This is a genomic window from Streptomyces sp. NPDC056479 (assembly GCF_042795335.1).
Classification (GTDB): domain Bacteria; phylum Actinomycetota; class Actinomycetes; order Streptomycetales; family Streptomycetaceae; genus Streptomyces.
This window is the reverse complement of record NZ_JBHTRZ010000001.1, coordinates 1,255,606-1,278,954: the sequence shown is the minus strand read 5'-3', so window position 1 is coordinate 1,278,954 and position 23,349 is coordinate 1,255,606. Positions and strand designations below refer to the sequence as shown.

Genomic DNA, 23,349 nt, shown 5'->3' with positions numbered 1-23,349 from the left:
CCGTGCCGCCGGTGACGGCTCCCGACGAGGGCACGCCGCGCGAGCCGGCCGTAGCCGCGTCACCTCGCGACCGAAGCCCAGACCACCTTGCCGGTGTCCGTCCACCGCACCCCCCACCGGGTGGTCAGTCCATGCACGACGTGCAAGCCACGGCCACCGTCGTCGAGGAGCCCGTCGCGGCCCAGCCGCGGCCTGCCGTTGCCGGTGTCACCCACCTCGCACAGCAGCCCGTTACCCGTCCTGATCAACCGCAGCGTGAGGGGTCCTTCGGCGAAGCGGACCGCGTTGGCGACCAGTTCGCTGACCACCAGCAGCACGCTGTCCCGGGTGTCATCTCTGGTGCCCCATTGCTCCAGCAGCGCGGAGACCAGCGTGCGGGCCCGGGCGGCCGCGTCACTGCGGGCGGGCAGCCGCCAGGTCGCGGTGTCCCCCTTGCGGTAGCCGATCATGCGCGCGAGCAGCAGGGTCACGTCGTCGCGCCGGCGCACCGGCGCCAGTGCGGAGACCAGGCTCCGCGCGGCCTGCTGCAGGACATCCCAGGGGTGCACCGTGGACACGGCTTCCGCCAGCCTGTCGATACCCTCGTCGATCGATACGGCGGGGTCCTCCACCAGGCCGTCGGTGTAGAGGGCGAGCAGCGAGCCCGGGGGTACGGCGAAGGCGTGCACGTCGAACGGCTCCCGCAGCGCGAACTCGGCGCCCAGTCCGGGGTGGGGGCGGATTGAGACCGACCCGGCGGGCCCGTCCGGAGGCACCAGGACCGGGGGAAGGTGGCCGGCGCTGGACAGCGTCACGCGGTGGCTGACCGGGTCGTAGACGGCGATGCAGCAGGTCGACCCTAGGGCGCTGTAACCCGCCGCCAGCCCGGACTCCGCGTCGTCCAGCAGCGACACGGTCTCGTCCAGGTGCTCCAGCACCTCATCGGGCGCCAGCCCCGCGGACAGCAGCGCGCGGGCCTCCATGCTCAGCTGCCCCATGGTTGCCGCGGCTCCCAGGCCGTGCCCGACGACGTCACCGACCACCAGCGCAGTACGGCCGTCCGGCAGCGGAAAGCTGTTCACCCAGTCACCGCCGACGCCCGCGCTGTCGGGGGTGGCGGGCTGGTAGACGCTGGCGGTCTCGATGGTGTCGCCGGCGGACCTTGGCAGCAGTCGGCGCTGCAACGCCAGTACCTGCGTGTGCTCGCGCTGGTGCTGACGGGCCAGGTCCACGTGATGAGAGGTCCTGGCCACCAGCTCCTGGAGGTCGAGCAGCTCGCTGTCGTGGAAGGGGCGGTCCGCCCGACGCCAGACCTCCGCCACACCCAGAACGACGGGCGGCGTGCCGTCCAGGACCAGCGGTATGTACGCCACACCCGCCGCCCGGTCACTGGGCACCAGGGCACGTACCAGTCGGGCACTGCCGAGCACCCGCTCGATCGCCTGCCGGTCGGGTATGACGATGGCCTGCGCGGCATCGTCACGCAGTATGGCCTGTGACAGCAAGCGACTCGCATCGCTGGGCAGGTCGTCACCCGGAGTGACGTAGCCGTCGGGCCACGCCCGGTCCGGCACCAGGGCCGCCCGCCGCAGCCGGATCCGCCCTTGCGGCTGCTCGGTGACCACCTCGCCCGTCCACACGGCGAAGTCGAGGTCGATGGCGGCCACGTCTCCCCAGGCCAGCAGAGACTCCGCCAGCGACTGCGCGGTCTCGCCGATGTCCAACGAGGTACCGATCGCGGTCTCGGCGGCGTACAGGTGCAGCCTCTTCGCCATGGCGATCAGCGTGACGGTCAGGCCCTCCTGAGGCACCGCGGCGGCCAGGATGCTCATCGAGACCACCAGCTCCGACCCGTCGCTGCGCCGCAGGCGCTGGACCCTGGCGACGTGCGGCTCACCGGTCTCGAGGACCTGCCGCAACCGTCGTGTGACCGTCGGTACGTCCCCGGGAGGCAGAAGATCGACGAAAGGGCTCCCGGTCACGGCCTCCACCCCAACGAAAACGGGGGCGTCCAGGTTGCTGCGGGTGATTCTCAGATCCGGGTCCAGGTTGACCGCGCCGAGGATCTGCCCCTGACGGCCGGGGGCCGGAGGGGCGTGTACGCGCTGGCGGGCGGTGCGGTCGCCCTCGGAGTCGGCAGAACCGGCGTCCGCAGCCGCTTCGCCACGTGGGATGTACCGCCCCAAGGCGCTGCTGACCATGTCGAACGGCGACGAGGACGAGGGGGAGGATGTGGAGTCCATACGGCTCCCTCAGCTCGCTCGCCACCCCCGGCACAGCGCCGGGGCCGTAACAGAACCCGGGCGACAGGGTCCCGAAATTCCTGAGCGCACACCTCATTCAATAACACCCGGGGCTGCTTCGCCTCCACCAGCGGATCGCATGGTGAGTGCGGACAGTGGTGGGAGGCTACGTTCGGTGACGGATGCCCGATGAAGCGCGCTGCTTCAGTGCGCCCATGTCGATCAGGGCTGCCAGGTGCTGCAGGTCTGTTCCGCTGGGGTGCATGAAAAGGAAGCGGTGTCCCGCCCCGTGCCGGCGTGCCTCGGGCCGGATCTTCGCGCTCAGCATCCCGAACACCACGGCCGGCATTGGGCCCCTGCCCATGCCCTTGCGGGCGGTATCCGGCTCCGAGGTAGTCGATGACGGTTATCGCGACGAGCGAGCGCACCAGGTCGGCGCCGCGCGGCGAGGCGGTGGTGGCCACCTCGGCGCCCATGGAGACGGCGAGTTGAGTCGCCAAGGTGCCCACGCCGCGCGCGCCGCCGGAGATGAACACCCGGTCACCGGCTTTCAGGCCCAGCTCGTCGCGCAGCGCCTGCGGTGCGGTCAGTCCGGCGAGCGGGCAGCCCGGCGGCCTCCGGTGAAGCCGAGCTTCGCGGGGTCGAGGCCGCCCAGCGGCATCCGGACACCTGAGCAGCCACCACGCTCATGACCAGGCGTCTCGCACGGAAAGGCGCCACGCCCAGCCGGCCAAGGACGTGGGTTTGCGGTCGGGAACCGTGGCCGGGCTGGGTCGCGTCTCTGACCGGGACCGTGGAAGGGACACCCATGACCATCGACCCACCCCGCCCGTCCGGCCCGCCGCCCGCGACCGGCGGGCCGCGGCCTGCGGGCGACCCGCCGCTGCCGTACACGCCACTGTGGCGACGGCTGCGGGAGGACGAATGGCCCCCGTTGGGTGAGGTGTTGAGGGGGCGGCGGGGGCAGGCGTCCCCCTGGGTGTTGCTGGTGCTGATCCTCCCGTGCCTGTGGTGGCTGACCGTTCCGCTGCTGGTCGGCTACCAACTGGCCCGTACGGCCCGCCGCATGGCGCGCCGGGTCTTCCCCGTACGCCCGGCAGGGCGGGTCGAGGATCCCGAGGTGTTCCGGGTGCAGCGGGTACGGGCCTGGATGGCCCTCGTCATTTCGGTGGGGCTGCTGACCGCGTTCGGAGGCTGGCAGGACCTGCCGGGGGAGCTCCTGCAACAGATGCTGTTCGCACCCTGGTTGGCGCTGTTGAGCGCGGCGGTGGTGGTGGCGCTGCTCTTCTGGGCAGCCAGGCCCGATACGCGGCGGGCCATGCGGACACAGCTGTGGCCGGCCGGCAGGTCGGCCCTGTGGTACTTCGGCGCCTGGACGCTGGTGCCGCTACTGTTCACGGCGGCCGGCGAGGGGATGAGTCTGCTGCCCAGCAGCGCCAACGGGCTGTCCGGGCTGCTGCTCTGGGCGTCCGTGATGTTCGTGTGCTGGGCGCCGTTCTGGTGGGTGATCTTCTTCCTCTGCTTCGCCACCGGTCCGGCGCTGCGCCACGCCTTCAACCTGTCTGCCCTGCACGCGGCGCTGCCCGCGCTGGTCACCACCGTCGTGGTCTGGGTGTTCGCCTACCTCGGCCTGTCGTCGGGCGGGCTGCCGCCGGGCCCTGTGCCGCTCGCGGTCTGCGTGTTCCTCGGTGGCCCGGTGTCGGTGACGGCATTGGCCTGGTGGGAGATCCACCGGCTCCGGCGGCGGCACGGGGTGCGGTGGCGGGGGTAGCGCCGCGGAGCTGCGCGTCTGCCACACGTTTCCGTTGATCTTCTTGCCGCGTCGTAGCCTCGGGTGGCCTTGGAGACGGTTTCGACAAGGGGATGCGCATCCGGGTCCGGCGCCTAGGCGGAGGCCACCCACGCCCCCAGCCGGACCGCTTCGGAGGCGGCAAGGCGTACGTCTCCCGACGCAACGGCCGCTACCTGCGACGACGCCACCGTCGCCTCAGTCTCCACGATGGAACCCTCTACAACCGCAGCCGTCGGCCTCAGTCACCTGGCCAGCGGATCTGCGAGGACGACGACTCGATCAGCATCGACGTCGAAGCCGAGCACCGGATGGCCATAGTCGCCCTGCGGGTCCATCAGCACCGGCTTACCCAACCGCCGCCCGATCTCCCGGAGGAAGCCGCAGAACACATCAATTCGCTCCTGGCCCTGCAACTCCCGCAGGTCGACGTCGAAGTCGACTTCATCGGCGGCGTGAAAACGGAAGATCGCCAACACATCTGCAGTGGGCCAGACCCGCAGGTCCGGGAACTCGGCATCCGCCGGGCGGGCGAGCACGGGCTCCGCCCGGGGCATCGGAAGCACCGTCCCTCCCTCGCAGTACCGGCACTTCCAGCCCTTCTCCACGACAAGATCGAGAACCGTCTGCCAGTCCTCCACCGAGGCATCCGGGACACGCACATCCGGCAGCGGCCCCATCAGGTCAGGGTCGAAGAAGTCACTCACGTCATCCCACAGCAGATCAGCCACCCCACCAGGCTGCCCGGCCGCCAGGCCCAACGCACTCCCGTTTCGCGAGTCGCCGGACCGCCCGCTGACCATTGCTGCGCGTCAGTCCATCGGTCAGCTCCACGCTCGGCGGGGGAACCTGCTGCGCCCGTTCCTGGCATGGGCGTCGCCCTGACGGCCGTGCTGAGCGGCGGGCGGGCGGATCAGGTGGCGCGGAACGGGCGGACGTCGGGACCGGCCAGGAACCCGGCGGCACTCACCTTGTCCCTGCCATCCGTACGACGGCTGCGGCACGCCCCAAGCCGGAACGGCTCGCCCCCGCCCCGGGCCGCCCGCCCGCCATCCCCTTCTGTCGCCCTTGCCCGTCCAGTTCCTGTTCGTGAACCGCTACGCCCCTCGGCCCCGACCCGGCGCCCTCCGCCGCCCCACGCATCCCGCGGTCCACCCCGATGCCAGCGGATTTGTCGGCCACCGCATCGACGTCCGAGCAATACACGGCGGAGCCCAGACATCCGGCCCAGGGAAACACCGCCAAGGCTCCCTTCAAGTCGCATTGCGGCCTGCCCCACACGGGCACCACCAGTCCGAGCACGAGGAGCGAGAAGACGGGCAGCAGGCCGATGTGCAGTCCGGCCCAGCGCACTGCCGTCAGCGCCGTCACATGGCGAGGGTGCATCACGCCGGTGGCTGCCAACAGCAGCGGAACGGCGGTCGCCAGGGCCATCACACGCAAGGTACGCAGGGATCGCATCGGCCCACGCTAGGCGGCCGCCCGGTGGCGCACGGCGCCCGTCGGACGTGCGTAAGACATCCGTAAGACGCAACCGGCCCGGCATCGCTCACCGCCGGTGCACCCGAGTTCTTACGTAGGCATGACATGACGCCAGAAGGCCCGCTCCCTCGCTGACCCCACTCGTAACTCTGGTCACGTCAGCCGTCGTCGACACATCTGACGCCCAGAACCTCAGAGGAGTCCCATGCGACACAACACCCGCAAGCGATCGAAGACAACACACCGGGTCATCGCCGCAACGGCAGGTCTGGCTCTCGGAGCGGGAGGGCTGGTCGCGGTCAACGTGTACGCCTCCGCCCACGAGAGCGCGAACAGCGACTCGACGAAAGGTGCTGCCCAGGGGCTGGCTGATCGGGCCGACGGGGCCACCACCATCAGCTGCCCGGATGTGGGTGCCAAGCTGACTTCGGTCCCCGCCCGGGCCAGGGCGCAGGTCGACAAGGAACTCGCGCTGCTCGACAAACAGGTGGCCGAGGCCTACCAGCGGCTGCGAAGTTCGACCAAGGTCATCCAGCAGGACGGCAACTTCGCCACCAACTCGATCATGGCTCCGTTGGAAGACAAGCGTGTCGCGACCATCGACCGGATCGCGATCACCATAGGCCAGTCGGGCACCAGGCCGCAGGGCCTTGATTCCCTCGCCGCGTGTACGCTCCTCGCCTCCGGCGCCCAAGAACAGGAGCGGGACCAGGAGCAGGAGCAGAGTGACGCCGTCGACCGAGGCAACGGCCCCGTGGCCGGCGACTTCGTGGACATCACCACGGTCCGGCCCAATGTGAAGAGCCCTCGCAAGTCGCGTGGCGCTTCCCCGGGCACCTTCACCACCCGGTGCGGCGTCAACGAGAACAAGCTCTACAACTCCGACAACATCATCGTCGCCCCCGGCGTCGACAACGGCGCGCACCATACGCACGACTACGTCGGCAATCAGGACAACGACGCGTTCACCACCAACGAGGAGTTCGCCTCCGCCGCGACCAGCTGCCGCAACCAGGGCGACAAGTCCACTTACTACTGGCCGGTGCTGCGTCTGCAGGACGGCACGCAGGAGTTCGACGCTCAGGAGCTCGGCGGCGGCGCCGAGGGCAACGGCGGCAAGATCCTGACCGCCTCCAAGGTCACCTTGAACTTCGTCGGCAGCACGCGTGGCAAGGTCGTGGCGATGCCCAAGTTTCTGCGGATCATCACCGGTGACGCAAAGGCATTCACCAACGGCACCGCGAACGCGAACGCCGCGTGGAGCTGCACCGGCTTCGAGAACCGGCAGCTGACGGACAAGTACCCGGTCTGCCCGGAAGGCAGCAGCCTGGTCCGTACGTCCAAGTTCCAGAGCTGCTGGGACGGCAGGAGCACCGACAGTGCCAACCACCGGTCACATGTCGCGTTCGCGGACCCGAGGACCGGTGCCTGTCCGAGCGGCATGAAGGCCATTCCGCAGCTGGTCCAGCGTCTGGTCTACGACGTGGACGCGCCCAGCCTCGACGACAACGGGCAGTCCAGCCCCTTCTACGCGGTGGACGGTTTCCCGGAGCAGATGCACAAGCCGATCACGGACCACGGCGACTTCATCAACGTCTTCGACGACCGCCTGATGAACCGGATGGTCCAGTGCATCAACACCGGCCGAACGTGCCGCTGACCTCCTAGCCGGCAAGGAACGTGACGGCGGCCGTGCCGCGTACGGCACTGGCCGGACCCGGGCGTCACCGGGTCCGGCCACTCAGTCGGCCGACCTCTCGTTGATCAGGGCGCCTTGGCGCAGCCATCGAACGAAGGCGAATACCCAGGTCGCGGAGAGAAGGAGCAACAGGGTGAGAGCCAGGAGCCAGGGGGCAGGACGGGACCAGCCGGCGAGGAGGGCGACGACGGCTGCCGTGACGAGCACGGCCTGCACCGACTTGTAGACGGAGGGGTGGCGGTCGTAGTCCGCCAGGGTGGGCAGCAGCACTACGGTGGTGATCAGCATGACGGCTACGGACCCACCCATCAGCCAGCTCAGGGCGACCGGTGTCCGGTGATCGGTGGCGTGCTCCACGAGCCCGACCATGCCCGCTCCGGCCGCCGCCACGGCCATGCCCATCGGCAGGTGAGTGAAGATCCACGTCGCCAGCGAGTGGCCGGCCTCACGGGGCGGCCGTCGGGACACCAAGTCGGCGTAGTTCCACCAGAAGCCGAAGCCGATGGCGAGCCCGAGCAGGCCCGTGGTCGTGACGAGTGTGCTGCGTTCGGTGTCGGTCAGGCCGTTCACGACACCGATGACGACCTCACCGAGCACGATGATGATGAACAGCCCGAAGCGCTCGACCATGGGGTCGGTCACGACGGCATAAGTCGGCCCCCTGCGCCAGAAGATGAGAATGACGCACTCCACGCTGCACCACGCGACGACGAACACCGCCCAGACGACGAGACGGACGTCGGCGGAGAGAGGTACTGAGGCAGCGATCAGGATGATGCCGGCGACCATGACGATCAGATAGCGGCGGGGCGTACTGCGCAACTCCGGTGGGTCCTGGCGGTACACGGAGTACCACTGGTAGGTCAGCAGGGCCAGCAGCAATGCGTAGAGTGCGGCCAGCGTGCGGCCGTCGTCGCCGTCGGCGTGGCCGACGTAGACCGCCATGAGGGACAGCAGCAGCATCTGCACGAAGATCAGCGAGCGGGTGTGACCGTCTTCGCGGCCGTGCAGTTCGTAGAAGAGTGTGCCGTTCAGCCAGGCGATCCAGATCAGCCCGAAGACCACTGCGAAGGTTGCCGTGCCGCGCCAGGCGAAGTCCTCCGCGAGGGTGTGGGCCGCCTGGCCGACCAGGACGACGTAGACGAGGTCGTAGAAGAGCTCAAGAAAGCTGACGCTGCGGCCTGTGTCGACCTCGCCGTGGCGCCGTGGCGGGCGGAAGAGCCAGCGGCGGGTACCGGTGCCCAGGGGAACTGCCTCCGCGGTGACGGGACGGGGCTCGGGGTCACTGTCGGGCATGTGAGGCTCCTGTATGGCGCGGCCGAACGTGTGGCGAAGTGATGGTGACGGCTGCACTGCCGCGGTAACCGCGGCCACGCCGCAGTATGTCGGACAGCTGTCGGTGATTCGGCAGGGCGGAGCAGCGAGGGTTGCGCACCTCGGCAGTCGCCGGTGAGACGCTTCCACTCCCCCAGCAACCAGGGCACGCCGACCGTGCGGGGCGTCACGCCTCGGCTCCGACGGTTTCGCGGACTTGAGTCATGAAAGTGAATTCACTTCGGACCCAACTCGGATCTGGTGCTCCCCCAAGCCGTGATGCACCCTGGTAGCGCCGCCTCGAGCGCGTGACATGAGGAGGCATTGATGGGCACGACATGAAGTCACCTTCAAGTGATGAGAAGGGCTGAGTGCGGATGTCGGATCAACAGGTGGTCGACCTCCTCGTCATCGGGGCGGGGATGGCAGGACTGACCGCAGGCGCCAGAGCCGCACGTGACGGACTGTCCGTCGTCGTCACCGAGATCGGTGACCAGGTCGGAGGATCCGCGCGCTACGCCGGATACGCCTGGACCGCCCCGAGCCACGAGGTCATGGAGCGGCACAACCCTCGCGGCGAGACCTCACTCAAACGCGCCCTCGTGGACCGATTCGCGGATGGCATCGCCTGGATGAGGGGCACGGGAGTCGACGTCAAGGACGCTCAGCCCATCCTCGGTTTCGGTCAGGGGCACCAGTTCGACACGAACCACTACGTCGACACCTGCCGCCGTATCGTCGTCGCGGCGGGAGGTGAGGTGCTCACGAGGACCGATACCGAACGGCTCCTGCTGGAGGACGGGGCCGTGACCGGAGCGGAGCTCGTCGCGGGCGACGGCACGCGGCGAACCGTTCGCGCGGCCTCGACGCTTCTGGCCACAGGGGGCTTCCAGGGAGACACGGAACTCCGCAACAGATTCGTCCATCCCCACGCCGAGCGCATGGAACTGCGGTCCAACCCCCACAGCCGCGGCGCCGGTTACCGTCTGGCGACTTCCGCCGGGGCGGCGACCGGCTCCTTGGGGGCGGGCTTCTACGGGCATCTCATCCCGAGTGGCATCCCGTTCGCGGACCCGTCGGACTTCGTCGACCTGTCGCTGTACTACAGCGAGCACGCACTGCTGTTGAACCTGCACGGTGATCGGTTCACCGACGAGACACTGGGCGATCACCTCACGACCATGGCGCTGCTGGAGCAGCCCGAGAGCCGAGGGCTTCTCATCGCCGACTCGCGGGTCTTCCGTGACTGGGTGGTGGGGTCGTACGTGAAGGGCGCGGTCGCGGTCGACAAGTTCGCACTGGCCGCCAAAAGGGGCGGGCGGGTCGGCCTGGCCGAGAGCCTCGACGAATTCGACTTCCTTCCCGAGGAGTGGGGTTACGACGGGTCGGCCGTCCGCGCGGCCGTCGAGGCGTACAACGCCGTGGCGACCGCGGGCGAGGAGCCGGTGCCGGGGCGGCTGCTGGACCGGATGCCGCTCGACCGGCCTCCCTACTACGTGGTCGAGGCGGTGCCCGCCATCACCTTCCCGTTCCACGGGGTCCGCATCGACGACCGGGCCCGCGTCCTGGGCGAGGACGGTCGACCCGTGGCGGGGCTCCTCGCGGCCGGCTCGGACACCGGCGGCCTGTGGCACCGGGCCTACGCCGGCGGCATCGCGTCGGCCCTCGTGTTCGGGCTCACCGCGGCCGAGACCGCGATTCGGACCGCGGCCCGAACCCCCGCCGTTCGAACCCCCGCCGCTCGAACCGCGGCTGAGACCACCGTCGGCGCCGCGGCCGAGACCGCGGCGGCCAGGGCCCCCTCCCATGGGCAGCGGTGAGACACGTGGCGACGATCGGACGTGAGGTCCGGCCCGTCTCCTATCCCCGCGGCGAGGTCCGGGCGTCGGACTTCCGTGTCGTCGAGGTCGATCTCCGGCCGCCGCGACCGGGCGAGGTACTGGTCCGGAACACCTGGACTTCCGTAGACGCCGCTCTCCGGTTGCGGCTTCGGGAAGAAGCGCCGCCCGGGTACTTCCCGGCCTTCCCCCTGGAGCAGCCGATGGACGGCATCATGACCGTCGGCGAGGTCGTCGAGTCCCACGCCGACGGATTCAACCCCGGCGACACGGTGTGGCACGCCTCCGGCTGGCGGGACTACGCGCTCGTCGAGGCGGAGAGACCGGCGCTCGGCGGCGTCGGCACACTCACCAAGCTCGACGTGCGCGGTGCGCCGCCGCAGGCCTACCTCGGTCCGCTCGGCGCCAACGGCCTTACCGCCTACGCCGGTCTCCAGGTCGCCGGGCTGCGCGAGGGGGACGTGGTCTGGGTCTCCGCCGCGGCCGGCGCCGTCGGCAGCCTCGTCGTGCAGCTGGCGAAGATCGGCGGGGCCCAAGTCATCGGCAGCGCGGGCTCGGCCGACAAGGTGCGTCATCTCGTGGCGGACCTCGGTGTGGACGCCGCGTTCAACTACAAGGACGGCCCTCTCCCCGACCTCCTGCTCGAGGTCGCTCCCGACGGCATCGACGTGTACTTCGACAACGTGGGCGGCACCCATCTCGAGGTCGCTCTCGGGGCACTGCGCAGGGCGGGCCGTGTCGCGATCTGCGGGATGATCTCCGAGTACGGCGCCCCCAAGCCGCCACCGGGTCCCGGGAACCTCATGCTTGCGGTGACGAAGGGCCTGACGATCCGCGGCTTCCGCGCCAGTGACCACACCCACTTGCTGCCCGAGATGAGGCGGCGGATGGGTACATGGCTGCGCGAGGGCCGTATCCGCCACCGCGAGACCGTCGTCGACGGGCTGGCACAGGCGCCGGCCGCGTTGGCGGCACTCCTCCGGGGCGACAACACGGGCAAGACGCTTGTGCGGATCGAGGACCTCCCGCATCGTGAAGGCGTCGCCCACCGATTCGACCAGCAGCAATCGTGAACTGAAATGAGTTCAAGAGCGGATTCCGCACCTGCGCCCGTGGGTTCGTGACCTCCGGCATCCTCTCCCGTCCGCCCCCAGCACGGTCTTGATCGGTCATCCACCTACCCCACCCAACCTCCTTCCACCGTTGCCCGCACTATTGCCTAACCTAGTTCAGTTTGGTAACTTCCCTGAAATCTTGGCCGTGCGGTTTCAGGCAAGGGAGCCGTGAATGAGATCCGATCCGCGACGGCGCGGGACTTTCCTCATCCTGCTGTCGATCACCACACTGCTGGCCGCCGGATGCGGCGGCAGCACAACCACCGACGCCCAGTCCAAGGTCGTACCCGCCTCGGCGAGCACGGGTGAACTGGTCGCCGCAGCGAAGAAGGAAGGACAGGTCACCGTCTACTCGGCGCAGGATCTGACCTCGCTCAACAACCTCGCGAAGGCCTTCGAGACCAAGTACCCGGGGATCGACGTCAAGACCGTCCGGGGCGTCGACGGCGACCTCGGGGTGAAGGTCGAGACGGAGTTCAACACCGGCAAGGGCATCGCCGACCTGTATGTCAGCGCGAGCCTGTCCTGGGTGAAGCCACAGGCGGAGGCCGGGCGGTTCCTCAGGCCGGTCGGGCCCGAACTGACCGGCAAGGGCGCCTACGACGTCAAGAAGTACGTGTACAAGGGCAACTACTTCGAGACCAACTCCGCGGTGCTCACGTTCGGCTGGAACACCAAGCTCTACCCCAAGGGGCTGACCGACTACTCGGGCCTGCTGGACCCGGCGCTGGCCGGCGGGAAGATCGGGGTCATCGAGCCGACGGCGCCCTCCATCGTGGACTTCTATCTGTGGCTGGAGGAGACGTACGGGGCCGACTTCGTGAAGAAGCTGGCCGCCCAGAAGCCGCGCATCTATCCCAGTTCCCTGCCGATGGGCGAGGCACTGCAGTCCGGTGAGATCGCCGCCGGCAGCTTCATCGCGCCGATCGCCCTCGACCCGGCGAAGAAGAAGGGCGCGCCGGTCGACTACCGCATGCCACCGAACGGCGCATGGGGCGCCCGCTACTACGGCATGGTGCTCCAGACCGCCCCGCATCCCAATGCCGGTCAGCTCTTCGCCAACTTCATGGTGACCGCCGAGGGACAGAAGCTGATCACACCGTCGGCCGGGTCGGTGCTGCCGAACGTCCCCGGCACCGTGATCACCAACGACAAGGTGCGGATCCAGGACCCGGCGAAGCTCACCCCGGACACCGTGGCCGCGTACCAGAAGAAGTGGAAGTCCCTCTTCCAGTAGAAATCCCTCTGCCCCTATGTCCCCCCTCTGCCCAGTGCGGGCCGATCTTTGGATGTAAGGAGTCCTCCGTGTCCCACGTGCGCATCGAGGGTCTGACGAAAAGGTTCGCCGGCAAGCCGCCCGCGGTCGCCGTGGACGACCTGTCACTGGAGATCGAGCCGGGCGAGTTCATCGTGCTCCTCGGCCCGAGCGGCTGCGGGAAGACCACGACCCTGCGCTGTCTGGCCGGTCTGGAGACACCCGACGAGGGACGCATCTCGCTCGGCGACCGGACCGTGCTGGACCAGCGCGAGAAGGTCGACCTTCCGCCGAACAAGCGGAACATCGGGATGGTGTTCCAGTCGTACGCGCTGTGGCCGCACATGACCGTGCGCCGCAACATCGGCTATCCGCTGCGAACCCGGCGGGTGGCCCGGGAGGAGGCGCGCGAGCGGATCGAGGAGGCGGCCCGGCTCGTCGACTGCGCCGCCCTCCTCGACCGCTATCCGGCACAGCTCAGCGGCGGTCAGCAGCAGCGGGTCGCGCTGGCCCGGGGCCTGGCCGCCCGGCCCGACCTGGTGCTTTTCGACGAGCCGCTGAGCAATCTCGACGCCCGGCTGCGCGACCAGGTCCGCGCCCAACTGCACGAACTGCACGCGCGGCTGGGCTTCACCGCCGTATTCGTCACCCACGACCAGAGCGAGGCTCTGGCGCTCGGCGACCGCCTCGCGATCATGAAGGCGGGACGCATCGAGCAACTCGACACACCTGAGCGGGTGTTCGAGCAGCCTGCCACCGAGTACGTCGCCGGTTTCATCGGCATGTCTAACCGGCTCGCGCTGCGCCGCGCCGGCGAGGCGTGGACGGTGGCCGACGGTGCGGCCGTGGCGGGCGAGCTCCCGGTGCCCCGCTCGTACGCGGAGGTCACCGTCCGGCTGCGCCCCGACGACCTCCAACTCTGCCCGGCCGAGGAGAACCCGCCCACCCATGGCGTCGGCCTCGCGGCGGAGGTGGTGGATGCCCAGTTCGGCGGGCGTCACATGGACGTGGTCGTCACGATCGCGGACAGCCGGCTGCACGCCCGCGCGCCCCTCACCGGCACGCCCTGGGCCCGCAGTCTGGCGCGCGGACAACGGGTGACCGCCTGGTTCGCCAAGGACACGGCCCTCTACTACGACGCGGACGGGGTACGGACAGCCGCGCACACCCCCGCCGCGGTGAGGGCGTGACGCCGTGACCTCACCCGCCGTATCTGCGCCCTCCCCCACCACGGCCCCACCGCCGCCGCATACCACCGCACTCACACATCTGCGACGCCATCTCCCCCGGCTCGGCGCGCTCGTCTTCCTCGCCGCGATCGGTTATCTCGTGATCGCACCGCTCGTGGGGCTGCAACGGCTGGCGTTCGAGAACGACGCCCGTGGCTACAGCACCGCCTTCGACGACCCGGACATGGCGAAGACGCTGTGGACGACGGCCGGTCTCGCGCTCGGCTCGCTGGCCATCGCGCTCGTCCTCGGCACGTTCCTGGCCTGGGCGGCGACCCGACTGCCCCGCCGGCTGCGGCTGCTGCGCGTCCTGCCCATCCTCCCCATCGTGATCCCGGCCGTGGCGTCGGTGACCGGCTGGGCGTTCCTGTTCTCGCCCCGCCCCGGCTACCTCAACGCAGCGCTGCGCCAACTCCCCTGGTGGAACCACCTCCAGGAGGGCCCGGTCGACATCTACACGCTGCCGTGGATCGTGCTCATCACCGGCTTCGGGCTCACCGCCTTCGTCTATCTGTTCGTCAGCGCCGGCTTCGGCAACATCAACGCCGAGCTGATCGAGGCGGCGCAGGTCAACGGCTCTTCGGCGGCCGGGGTGTTCTTCCGGGTGACGCTGCCGCTGCTGCGCCCCACCCTGGTGTACGGCGGGTTCGTCGCGCTGCTGCTGGGGCTCGGCCAGTTCACCGGGCCTCTGCTGCTCGGCCGGAGCAACGGCATCGACGTACTCACCACCGACATGTACGTCGCGGTCTCGCAGAGCCCCGTCGACTACGGCCGGGCCGCGGCCATCGGCTCACCCCTGCTGCTCTTCGGCATCGCCGTCGTCCTCTTCCAGAAGGTGATCCTCGGCGACCACAGCCGTTTCGTCACCCACGGCGGCAAGGCGTTCCGGTCCGGCGGGCGGCCCTCATGGGTGGCGGTCGTCGGCATCGTCCTGTACGCCCTGGTGGCGCTCGCCCTGCCGCTGGCCGCGCTCACCGTGGTGTCGCTGTCGTCCTTCTGGAGCGGGAAGATCGATCCGGGCGGATTCACCCTGGGCAACTTCCGGCGGGTGTTCCAGGAGTCGGGGATCACCGACGCGATCGTCAACAGCCTGACCACGTCGGTCATCTCGGTCGCGATCGCGCTGCCGCTCGGATTCGTCGCCGCCTCGCTGCTGCTCAAGGGACGCCGGTTCCGGATCATCAGGGCGGCCGTCGACTTCATCGTCGCGATGCCGCTCGGGATCCCGGCCGTGGTCTTCGGCGCCGGCTTCCTGCTGACGTACAGCCGCGAGCCGTTCATCCTCTACGGCACCCGCACGGTGATCGTCCTCGTCTATGTGACGCTGATGCTGCCCTTCGCCACCCGCATGCAGCTGTCCGGCATGGTGGCGCTCGGCGACACCTATCTGGAGGCGTCCCGGACCAGCGGGGCGGGCGCGCTGCGTACGACGACCTCGATCGTGCTTCCGCTGCTGCGCCCCACGCTCGCGGGTGCCGCCGCGCTGATGTTCGTCCTCCTCACCCATGAGTTCACCGCCTCACTGCTGGTGCGCGCGCCCACGACCCAGGTGATGGGCACGATCCTCTTCGACTACTGGTCCAACGGCTCGTATCCCCTGGTGGCGGCCATCGCGCTGGTCATGACGCTGGTGACGTCGGCGGGAGTCTTCGTGGCCATGTCGGTGGCGGGCTCCGACATCTTCGAGAAGCTCTGAGCGGAAGGCGTGCAGACGTATATGGGCATCGGTTCGCTCGACGGAAAGACGTGTCTGGTGACGGGCGCGGGACAGGGCATCGGACAGGCGATCGCCGTGGAGCTGGCGCGGCAGGGTGCGGCGGCGGTCGCGGTCGCCGACCTGAACGAGAAGACCGCGGCCGAGACCGCCGACCTCGTGCGCGCCGCGGGCGCGCAGGCGGAGGCGATCGGCTGCGACCTGCGCGACCGGGCGCAGATCGAGGGCATGGTGACGCGGACGGTGGAACGATTCGGCTGCCTCGACGTCCTCGTCAACAACGCAGGGGTGATCGAGTCGGCGTTCGTGGACCGGCCTCAGGACCGCGCGGTGGACACCCTCCCGGAGGAGGTCTGGGACGCGGTCTACGAGGTCAACCTCAAGGCCGTCTGGCTCACCACGAAGTTCGCCGCGCCCCATCTGCGGCGCTCCGCACGCGGCCCGTCGATCGTCAACACGGCGTCGGTGTCCGGGCTCACGGGCTTCGCCCAGGCCCCGATCTACGGCACCACCAAGGCGGGCGTCATCCATCTCACCAAGGTCACCGCCGTCGATCTGGCGCCGGTGCGCTGCAACTGCTTCTGCCCCGGCGTCATCGAGACTCCCCTGGCGCGGGACTTCTTCGCGGCGGCCGACGACCGCGACGCCATGGAACGGGAGCTGACCGCGCCGCAGTTGGTGCGGCGGCTCGGCCGGACTGAGGAAGTGGCGCGGCTCGCCTGTTTCCTGGCCTCCGACGACGCGGCGTTCATCACCGGCGCGTCGTACGTCGTCGACGGGGGCGCGCTGGCGTGGCGCGGGGTCAGGGAGTGAACAGCGAGGCCGGGGAGTGAACAACTGGGTCGAGGAGCTCACACGTACATGACCGGAGAGGGGCCGTATGGCCATCGAGTTCGGCATCGACGAGGAGGCCGCCGACATCGCGCGGCGGGCCGCCGTATTCGTCCGGGACACCGTTCTGCCCGTGGAGGACGAGTGCCACGGTGACGTCCACGCCGGTCCGGAGTCGCTGCGGCGCGACCTCCAGGAGGCGGCCCGTGCGGCGGGGGTGTTCGCGCCGCAGGTCGCGCTCCGGTGGGGAGGACTCGGGCTGGATCTGCGCGGCCAGGCCGTGGTCTTCGAGGCCGCCGGGTACGCGCTGCTGGGTCCGCTGGCCCTGAACTGTGCCGCGCCCGACGAGGGCAACATGCATCTGCTCGAAGTGGTCGCCACCGAGGAGCAGAAGGCGCGGTTCCTCGGGCCCCTGGCGGCCGGTGAGACACGATCGTGCTTCGCGATGACCGAGCCCTCCCCCGGCGCCGGCTCCGATCCCAGGGCCCTGGCCACGACGGCGGTCCGGGTGCCGGGCGGCTGGCGGATCAACGGGCGCAAGTGGTTCATCAGCGGGGCGGACGGCGCCGCGTTCACGATCTGCATCGCGCGGACCGGCGGCGAACCCGGCGACCCGGGCGGCGCGACGATGCTCCTGATCGACTCGTCCAATCCCGGGATGAAGGTGGTCCGGAACATCGGCACCCTCGACCGTGCACTGTTCGCCGGGCACAGCGAACTCCTCTTCGAGGACTGCGAGGTGTCCGACGACGCGGTGCTCGGCGAGGTGGACAAGGGCTTCGACTACGCGCAGGTGCGCCTCGGGCCCGCCCGGCTGACCCACTGCATGCGCTGGCTCGGGGTGGCCCGCCGGGCGCAGGACATCGCCCTCGACCGGGCCGCCCGACGCCGGGCCTTCGGCGCCACCCTGGCCGAACTCGGCATGGTGCAGCAGCAGTTGGCCGACTCGGAGATCGACATCGAGACCAGCCGGGCGATGCTGTGGCGGGCCTGCTGGGAACTCGATCAGGGCAGGCCGGGCGCCCAGCTCACCTCCATCGCGAAGACCTTCGTGTCGGAGGCCGTGGGCCGGGTCGTGGACCGGTCGGTCCAGATCTGCGGAGCGCTCGGCATCTCGGAGGACGCGCCGCTGGCCGCCCTCTACCGCGAGGTCCGGCCGTTCCGCGTGTACGACGGGCCGTCGGAGACCCATCGATGGGCCATCGCCAAACGTGCGGTCCGGGCCGCGTGGGAACGAGGGGGCGCGGCATGACGGCCACCCTGGCCGGGGTCGACCTCCCGGCGCTCCAGCGCTTCTTCGCACACGAGGTCCCGGGATACGGCGGCTCCCTGGAGGTACGTCCGCTGTTCGGCGGGCGGTCCAATCTCACGTACCGGGTGACTGACGGGACCCATGCATGGGTGCTTCGCAGGCCTCCGCTGGGCACGCTCACGCCGACCGCGCACGACATGGACCGCGAGTACCGGGTCATGGCCGCGCTCGCCGCCACCGAGGTGCCGGTGCCGCGGACCGTGGTGTCGTGCAGCGACGCGTCGGTGATCGGGGCGCCGTTCAGCGTCGTCTCGTTCGTCGACGGCGACGTACTGCGGGACTCCGCGCAGGCGGTCAAGTGGTCGGCCGTCGACGCACGGCGGTGCTCCGAGGCCCTGGTCGACCAGCTGGCGGCGCTGCACGCGCTCGATCCGCAGGAGATCGGCCTGGCCGAGTTCGGCCGCCCCGCCGGGTATCTGGCACGGCAGGTTCGGCGCTGGCGCGGCCAGTGGGACCGGGTCGCCACCCGTGAGCTGCCCGAACTGGACGCGCTGCACGGGAAGTTGGAGGGCGCGCTGCCCAGGGTGCGGGACGACGGCGCCGCGCCCGCGCTGCTGCACGGGGACTACCGGCTCGACAACGTCATTCTGGGCGCCTGGGACCCGGGCCGGATCGCCGCGATCGTGGACTGGGAGATGGCGGCGCTGGGCGACCCGCTCGCGGACCTCGGTCTGCTGCTCGTCTACTGGGACCCGGCGAGCGAGCCGGTCCTCGGTGGGGGCCACGTCCCCGCCGCCAACCCGGGTTTCCTCACCGCGCGGGAACTGACGCAGCGATACGCGACCCGGTCCGGCCGCGACATCTCCGCGCTCCCCTTTCACCTGGCCCTCGGCTACTTCAAGCTGGCGGTCGTCGCGGAGGGCGTCCACGCCCGTCACCTCGCCGGGAGCACCGTCGGCCCCGGCTTCGAGCGGGTCGGCTCTGCCGTCCCGGCACTCTTGCGCTCCGGCCTGTCGGTCGATGTCCGGCGCATCTGAGAAGGGATGTGAGCAGTGGTCACGCAGAACAGGCTTGCGGAAAAGGTCGCGCTGGTGACGGGTGCCACGGGAGGCATCGGCGAGGCGGTCGTGCGGCGGCTGGCCGCCGAGGGCGCCACCGTCGTCGTGACCGACCTCGACGCCGAGCGGTGCGAGAAGCTCGCCGGTGAGCTGCCCGGCAACGCGCTGGGCCGGCGTCTGGACGTCACCGACGAGACGGCCTGGGAGTCGCTCGTGGCCGAGGTGACCGACCGGCTCGGCGGTCTGTCGGTGCTGGTCAACAACGCGGTGATCGCCACGATGAACACCGTGGAGACCGAGACCCAGGAGACCTGGGACCGGGTCATCGGGGTGACACAGACCGGGGTGTGGCTCGGGATGAAGCACGGCGGCCCGGCCATCGAGCGCTCCGGCGGCGGCTCGATCGTCAACGTCGCCTCGATCTTCGGCACGGTCGGCGGCTTCGGCGCCCAGTTCTCCTACCACGCGGCCAAGGGGGCCGTACGGCTGATGACGAAGAACGCGGCGCTGCACTGGGCGAAGCGAGGTGTGCGGGTCAACTCGCTGCATCCCGGGTTCATCGAGACGCCCCTGTCCCGGGAGCTGTGGCGGGGCACGCCGCGGCTGACCGCGATGATCGAAGGCACCCCGCTCGGCCGGCTGGGCACGACCGAGGAGGTGGCGGCGGCCGTGGCGTTCCTCGCCTCGGACGACGCGGGCTTCATGACGGGTTCCGAGCTGTACGTCGACGGGGGCTGGACGGCACGCTGAGCCACCGGCCCGGAGCTACGCGGACAGCGACTCGTGTGCACCGGTGCAGCGCGTGTACCGGTGCACCCCGTCCACCGAGATACAGCCGGCCCGGCCGCGGGCCACCAGGACGTCGAGGTGGGCCGCGGTCTCGTTGACCGCCAGCATCTGGTTGAAGGGGTTCAGGTCCTCGAACGCCACCTTGCGCCTGGTCCAGCCGAGTTCCCGGGCCACGGCATGGGCGTCGAGGGTGCGTCCGCCGAGGACGGCGAGCGTCTCGTCGAGCCGGTCGTCGTGGTGGGCGAGCAGTTCGGCGACCCTTCCGTGGACGCTGTCGCCGACGGGTCCGTGCGCGGGCAGCAGCGCCGCGTCGGCGAGCGTGGTCATGAGCCGCAGTGAGGCGAGGTAGTCGCCCAGCGGCAGGCCGGGGTCGTCGCCCAGTTCGAAGCCGATGGACGGGGTGATGTGCGGCAGCACGTGGTCCCCCGAGAACAGCAGGCCCCGGGCCTCGTCGAGATAGACCACATGGCCCCGGGTGTGGCCGGGGGTCGGGACGACGCGCAATGTACGGTCCCCGAACCGCAGTTCCTCCGCCTCCAGCCAGCGATCGGGCGCTTCCCACACGGAGGGGTCGAAGCCGCCGTGGTCCATCGCCTCGATACGGTCGGCCAGTTCGTCGGCCCCGGCCAGGCGCAGCGTCCGCAGCGAGCCCACGGGCTGGTCGGTGCGCAGCTCGCCGAGCAGCTCCAGGCCGCGTCGCTCACCGGAGCCGAGGTAGACGCGGGAGCCGAGCAGCCGGCGCAGTTCCACGGCCTGCGTGTAGTGGTCGCGGTGGATGTGGGTGACCAGCACGTGGGTGATGTCGGCGAGGTCGTGGCCGAGACCTGCGAGGGCGTCCTCAAGTGCCTTGCGGGACTCGGGGATCGACCATCCGCCGTCGATCAGGACCAGGCCGTCGTCCTCCTCCAGCACGTAGACGTTGACGGCCCGCAGCCCGTCCTCCGGTAGCGGGAGCGGTACGCGATGCACCCCGGGCCGCACGGTCTGGGCTCCGCTCTGTGCCCACTGTCCTCGGTCGAATCGGGTCGTCATACGTCTCCCAGTCGATGGTGTTCGGGGTGCGCGCCGGAGAGCCGCTCGTACAGGTCGCGTACGAGTTCCCCGGCGCCCCCTCGGTCGAGCTTGCCGACTCTGGTCTGCGGCAGCTCGGTCACGGTGAACGCGAACTCGGGCCACTTCGCCTTGGACAGGCCGGTGCGTTCCAGGTGGGCGGTGATGTCATCCAGGCGGAGGTCGCCTGCGTCGGCCTCGGGAACGACGAGCACGGCCGGGCGTTCGCCGAGGAGGGGGTCCGGGACCGGGGCGACACAGACCCTGGCCACCTTCGGGTGGCTGGCGACGGCGCGTTCGATCTCGGTGATGTCGAGGTTGCGGCCGCCCCGGATGATGACGTCCTTCTCCCGGCCCATGATGGTGACGGTGCCGTCGGGGGCGGTCATGAGCAGGTCTCCGGTGGGCAGGAAGCCGTCGGGGGTGAGGGCGGGGGGGTCCACCGCGCCGTCGCGGGCGTAGCCGAGGAAGAGGGACGGGCCCCGCACCTGGGCGCGGCCGGTCTCGCCGGGGCCGAGGACGGTTCCCGCCGCTCCGACGGCTCGCAACTCGGTCCCGGGGAAGGGGCGCCCGTCCCGGTCTAGCCGGATCTCCTCGGGGTCGTCGGGGCGCGGTGAGGTGTGGCCGAGGCATTCGGACATGCCGAAGACCCGCAGGATGCGCGTGCCGAGCGACCGCTCGGCGCGGGCGAGCGCGCCCCGGTCCATGGGGCCACCGCCGACCGTGATCGAGCGGACTCCTTCGAGGGCTTTCGAGCCCGAGGCCGCCGAGCCCATCTGCAGGGCCATCGTCGGGACGCACATGGTCCAGCGGGCGCCGTGCTCGGCCATCCGCTGCACGGCGACGCCCGGATCCCATCGGCCCGGCAGCACCAGCGGCCCGGCGAGCATGAGGGACATGCAGACCCCGAAGCAGTACGCGGCGGTGGAGGAGAGAGGCACGACGGCGGCCACCGCGTCGCCGGGACCCAGGCCGTTGATCTCACGGGTGCGGGTGCACGCGTAGCGCAGAGCCGCCTCCGACTGGACGACGCCCTTGGGGCGCCCCGTGGAGCCGGAGGTGAATCCGATGACGGCGCCGCCCTTCCAGCGGGTGACGTCCCTCGGCCCCCGGTTGGACAGCACGGTCCAGCCGTCGAGCGCCTCCGTCTTACCGCCGGTCGGCATGCCCGGTCCGTGCCACTCGCGCAGCGCCGACGGCTCGGCGACGACGACGTCCGGCCGGATGTCGTCCAGGGCCGCCTCGAACTCGGCGGCCGTGGTGTGCCGGTTGACCACGGCGAGCACACCGCCGGTCATCCCCACGGCCAGGGTGGCCACGACGGTGCGCCAGGAGTTGTCGGCCTGTACCAGCACCGTGCCGCCAGGCGTCCCGTCCGGGGTCATCGCCTCGGCCAGGGTCACGGCGGCGTCGAGGAGGTCCCGCGCGGTGTGGCGGCCGTGATCGTCGATGACGGCGATGAAATCGCCCTGCTCCGCGAGCTGTTGGAACTCCCGCACTGTATGTCGCATCCGGCTCCTGCCTTCTCGCTCATGGTGCGTGTCAGCCCGCGTACATCTCCCGCTCGCCGCCCATGACGGCGATCCGGCGGCCCTTCATGTCCCCGACCTGGGCGACGGCCGCCGCCCACTGTGGGCTGTCCAGGGCCTTGCGGAGATCCTCGGCGGTGTCGAAGCCGAGGACCGAGACGCCGTCCCAGCCTTCGGAGCGCGGCTCCATGGCCGCGTCGATCTCGGTGTGCCGCCAGGAGCGCAACCCCGGGAGCAGGCAGGTCAGTTCGGCGTGTTCGCCACGCCACCAGTCGATGAAGCGCTCATGGGTCCAGTCGGGCGGGCGCGAGGCCAGCAGAACGAGGTTGTACATGGCACCTCCCGGTGAGGGCGGATGAGTCGGCGGGTGCGTCAGGCGAAGAGCACGGCCGGCGAGCGGCCGATGAGCAGCCGGCGGACCTTGCCCGACTCGTCCAGCCGTGCCCAGGCCACGAAGGTCGCCTCCGGCACACCGGAGCGGCGGACCTCGCCGAGGAACAGTTCGTCGCAGCCGTCGGCACTGGCGCTCAGCAGGTGGTGGGTCCGGGTGCCCTGCTCGCGCTGGGCGAGGTAGCCCTCCATCTCGGCCCGGCCGCCGTGGAAGTCGGTGGCGCCGTCGCCGCCGGTGGAGAAGAGGATCGAGAACGAGAAGTCGTCGCTGATCAGATCGAGGATCCGGGACGCGTCAGGACTGTCGAGGAGCGCGAACCACGCGCTCAGGAACGGTGCGAGCGTCGACGGCTGCGTCTGTGTGACGGGCATCTGCTGTGCGCCTCCTGCTCAGGGCCGGTCCACCAGGTGGAAGACGGGGGTGAAGAAGGACTGGTAGCGCGCCATCAGACCGTTCGGCGAGACGACGGCGGCCGACAGGAACGCGCCGGTCGTGGTGCCTCCGTCGACCACGAAGCCGTAGACGGTCTCGAGGTCCTGATCCACGGAGGACCGCACGATCTCGTGCACCCGGTCCACGGCGTTGCGTCCGGCGATGTACGCGGCGAAGTCGTCCTTGGATTCCCCGCTCCGCTCGCCGTTCGGCAGGGCGATGAGGAAGCGGAACCCTGGCTCCAGGAGCTCCAGGGCCTTCTCCGGATCCTGGCCGTCCATTCGGGCCATGTACTCGCGAAGCACCATGGTCTTCGTCCCTTCCACACCGGGCATCAACCTGAGTTCAGTTCAGTTTGAG

20 protein-coding genes are annotated in these 23,349 nt (G+C 70.2%); 11 read left to right on the top strand and 9 right to left on the bottom strand.

The window, feature by feature from the left end; translation table 11 throughout:
- Positions 1-59: 59 nt before the first annotated feature.
- Positions 60-2,222 carry a SpoIIE family protein phosphatase gene (locus ACFQ6S_RS05555; RefSeq protein WP_383403914.1) on the bottom strand — a complete coding sequence of 721 codons (2,163 nt, stop codon included), beginning with the start codon at positions 2,220-2,222 and terminating at the stop codon, positions 60-62.
- An 808-nt stretch (positions 2,223-3,030) separates the two neighbouring features.
- Between ACFQ6S_RS05555 and ACFQ6S_RS05550 the strand changes: the two genes are divergently transcribed.
- Complete coding sequence (locus ACFQ6S_RS05550; RefSeq protein WP_383403911.1) at positions 3,031-3,993, top strand: hypothetical protein; 963 nt, start codon at positions 3,031-3,033, stop codon at positions 3,991-3,993.
- Positions 3,994-4,256: 263 nt separating this feature from the next.
- Here the strand turns inward: ACFQ6S_RS05550 and ACFQ6S_RS05545 are convergent, their stop codons facing one another.
- A complete protein-coding gene (locus ACFQ6S_RS05545; protein WP_383403908.1) occupies positions 4,257-4,742 on the bottom strand; it encodes a hypothetical protein in 486 nt (161 codons plus the stop codon).
- A 235-nt stretch (positions 4,743-4,977) separates the two neighbouring features.
- The gene (locus ACFQ6S_RS05540; RefSeq protein WP_383403905.1) at positions 4,978-5,445 is read right to left on the bottom strand and encodes a hypothetical protein; all 468 of its coding nucleotides are present in this window, start codon (positions 5,443-5,445) and stop codon (positions 4,978-4,980) included.
- A gap of 253 nt (positions 5,446-5,698) precedes the next feature.
- On the opposite strand from ACFQ6S_RS05540, the gene ACFQ6S_RS05535 reads away from it, so the two are divergent.
- On the top strand, positions 5,699-7,153 hold the full coding sequence (locus ACFQ6S_RS05535) for a DUF1996 domain-containing protein (RefSeq protein ID WP_383403902.1): 1,455 nt from the start codon (positions 5,699-5,701) through the stop codon (positions 7,151-7,153).
- A gap of 81 nt (positions 7,154-7,234) precedes the next feature.
- Here the strand turns inward: ACFQ6S_RS05535 and ACFQ6S_RS05530 are convergent, their stop codons facing one another.
- The gene (locus ACFQ6S_RS05530; RefSeq protein WP_383403899.1) at positions 7,235-8,488 is read right to left on the bottom strand and encodes a low temperature requirement protein A; all 1,254 of its coding nucleotides are present in this window, start codon (positions 8,486-8,488) and stop codon (positions 7,235-7,237) included.
- Positions 8,489-8,883: 395 nt separating this feature from the next.
- On the opposite strand from ACFQ6S_RS05530, the gene ACFQ6S_RS05525 reads away from it, so the two are divergent.
- The 9 genes from ACFQ6S_RS05525 (at position 8,884) to ACFQ6S_RS05485 (ending at position 19,548) form a co-directional block, all read left to right on the top strand.
- Positions 8,884-10,326, top strand: coding sequence for an FAD-binding protein (locus ACFQ6S_RS05525; RefSeq protein WP_383403896.1), 1,443 nt, complete (start codon positions 8,884-8,886; stop codon positions 10,324-10,326).
- 5 nt (positions 10,327-10,331) lie between these two features.
- On the top strand, positions 10,332-11,417 hold the full coding sequence (locus ACFQ6S_RS05520; RefSeq protein ID WP_383403893.1) for an NADP-dependent oxidoreductase: 1,086 nt from the start codon (positions 10,332-10,334) through the stop codon (positions 11,415-11,417).
- A 214-nt stretch (positions 11,418-11,631) separates the two neighbouring features.
- Positions 11,632-12,696 (top strand): ABC transporter substrate-binding protein, encoded by a 1,065-nt coding sequence (locus ACFQ6S_RS05515; RefSeq protein ID WP_383403890.1) that lies wholly within the window; start codon positions 11,632-11,634, stop codon positions 12,694-12,696.
- Between the two features lie 68 nt (positions 12,697-12,764).
- Positions 12,765-13,904, top strand: coding sequence for an ABC transporter ATP-binding protein (locus ACFQ6S_RS05510; protein WP_383403887.1), 1,140 nt, complete (start codon positions 12,765-12,767; stop codon positions 13,902-13,904).
- Between the two features lie 4 nt (positions 13,905-13,908).
- Complete coding sequence (locus tag ACFQ6S_RS05505; protein WP_383403884.1) at positions 13,909-15,639, top strand: ABC transporter permease; 1,731 nt, start codon at positions 13,909-13,911, stop codon at positions 15,637-15,639.
- A gap of 21 nt (positions 15,640-15,660) precedes the next feature.
- The gene (locus ACFQ6S_RS05500; RefSeq protein ID WP_383403881.1) at positions 15,661-16,470 is read left to right on the top strand and encodes an SDR family NAD(P)-dependent oxidoreductase; all 810 of its coding nucleotides are present in this window, start codon (positions 15,661-15,663) and stop codon (positions 16,468-16,470) included.
- A gap of 67 nt (positions 16,471-16,537) precedes the next feature.
- Positions 16,538-17,740, top strand: coding sequence for an acyl-CoA dehydrogenase family protein (locus ACFQ6S_RS05495; RefSeq protein ID WP_383403878.1), 1,203 nt, complete (start codon positions 16,538-16,540; stop codon positions 17,738-17,740).
- Positions 17,737-18,777, top strand: a complete 1,041-nt coding sequence (locus ACFQ6S_RS05490; protein WP_383403875.1) for a phosphotransferase family protein — start codon at positions 17,737-17,739, stop codon at positions 18,775-18,777. Before ACFQ6S_RS05495 ends, ACFQ6S_RS05490 begins: the two co-directional genes overlap by 4 nt.
- Before the next feature lie 15 nt (positions 18,778-18,792).
- The gene (locus ACFQ6S_RS05485) at positions 18,793-19,548 is read left to right on the top strand and encodes an SDR family NAD(P)-dependent oxidoreductase (RefSeq protein WP_383403872.1); all 756 of its coding nucleotides are present in this window, start codon (positions 18,793-18,795) and stop codon (positions 19,546-19,548) included.
- Between the two features lie 15 nt (positions 19,549-19,563).
- Here ACFQ6S_RS05485 and ACFQ6S_RS05480 read toward each other — a convergent pair whose 3' ends face one another.
- The 5 genes from ACFQ6S_RS05480 to ACFQ6S_RS05460 are packed head-to-tail and all read right to left on the bottom strand — an operon-like array spanning position 19,564 to position 23,297.
- Positions 19,564-20,619, bottom strand: coding sequence for an MBL fold metallo-hydrolase (locus ACFQ6S_RS05480; protein ID WP_383403869.1), 1,056 nt, complete (start codon positions 20,617-20,619; stop codon positions 19,564-19,566).
- A complete protein-coding gene (locus ACFQ6S_RS05475) occupies positions 20,616-22,148 on the bottom strand; it encodes a class I adenylate-forming enzyme family protein (RefSeq protein ID WP_383403867.1) in 1,533 nt (510 codons plus the stop codon). The genes ACFQ6S_RS05480 and ACFQ6S_RS05475 overlap by 4 nt, the downstream gene beginning before the upstream one ends.
- 31 nt (positions 22,149-22,179) lie before the next feature.
- The gene (locus tag ACFQ6S_RS05470; RefSeq protein ID WP_383403864.1) at positions 22,180-22,500 is read right to left on the bottom strand and encodes an EthD family reductase; all 321 of its coding nucleotides are present in this window, start codon (positions 22,498-22,500) and stop codon (positions 22,180-22,182) included.
- A 38-nt stretch (positions 22,501-22,538) separates the two neighbouring features.
- Positions 22,539-22,928: a hypothetical protein gene (locus tag ACFQ6S_RS05465; RefSeq protein ID WP_383403861.1), complete on the bottom strand. Its 390-nt coding sequence runs from the start codon at positions 22,926-22,928 to the stop codon at positions 22,539-22,541.
- An 18-nt stretch (positions 22,929-22,946) separates the two neighbouring features.
- Positions 22,947-23,297 (bottom strand): nuclear transport factor 2 family protein, encoded by a 351-nt coding sequence (locus ACFQ6S_RS05460; RefSeq protein WP_383403858.1) that lies wholly within the window; start codon positions 23,295-23,297, stop codon positions 22,947-22,949.
- Positions 23,298-23,349: the final 52 nt, after the last annotated feature.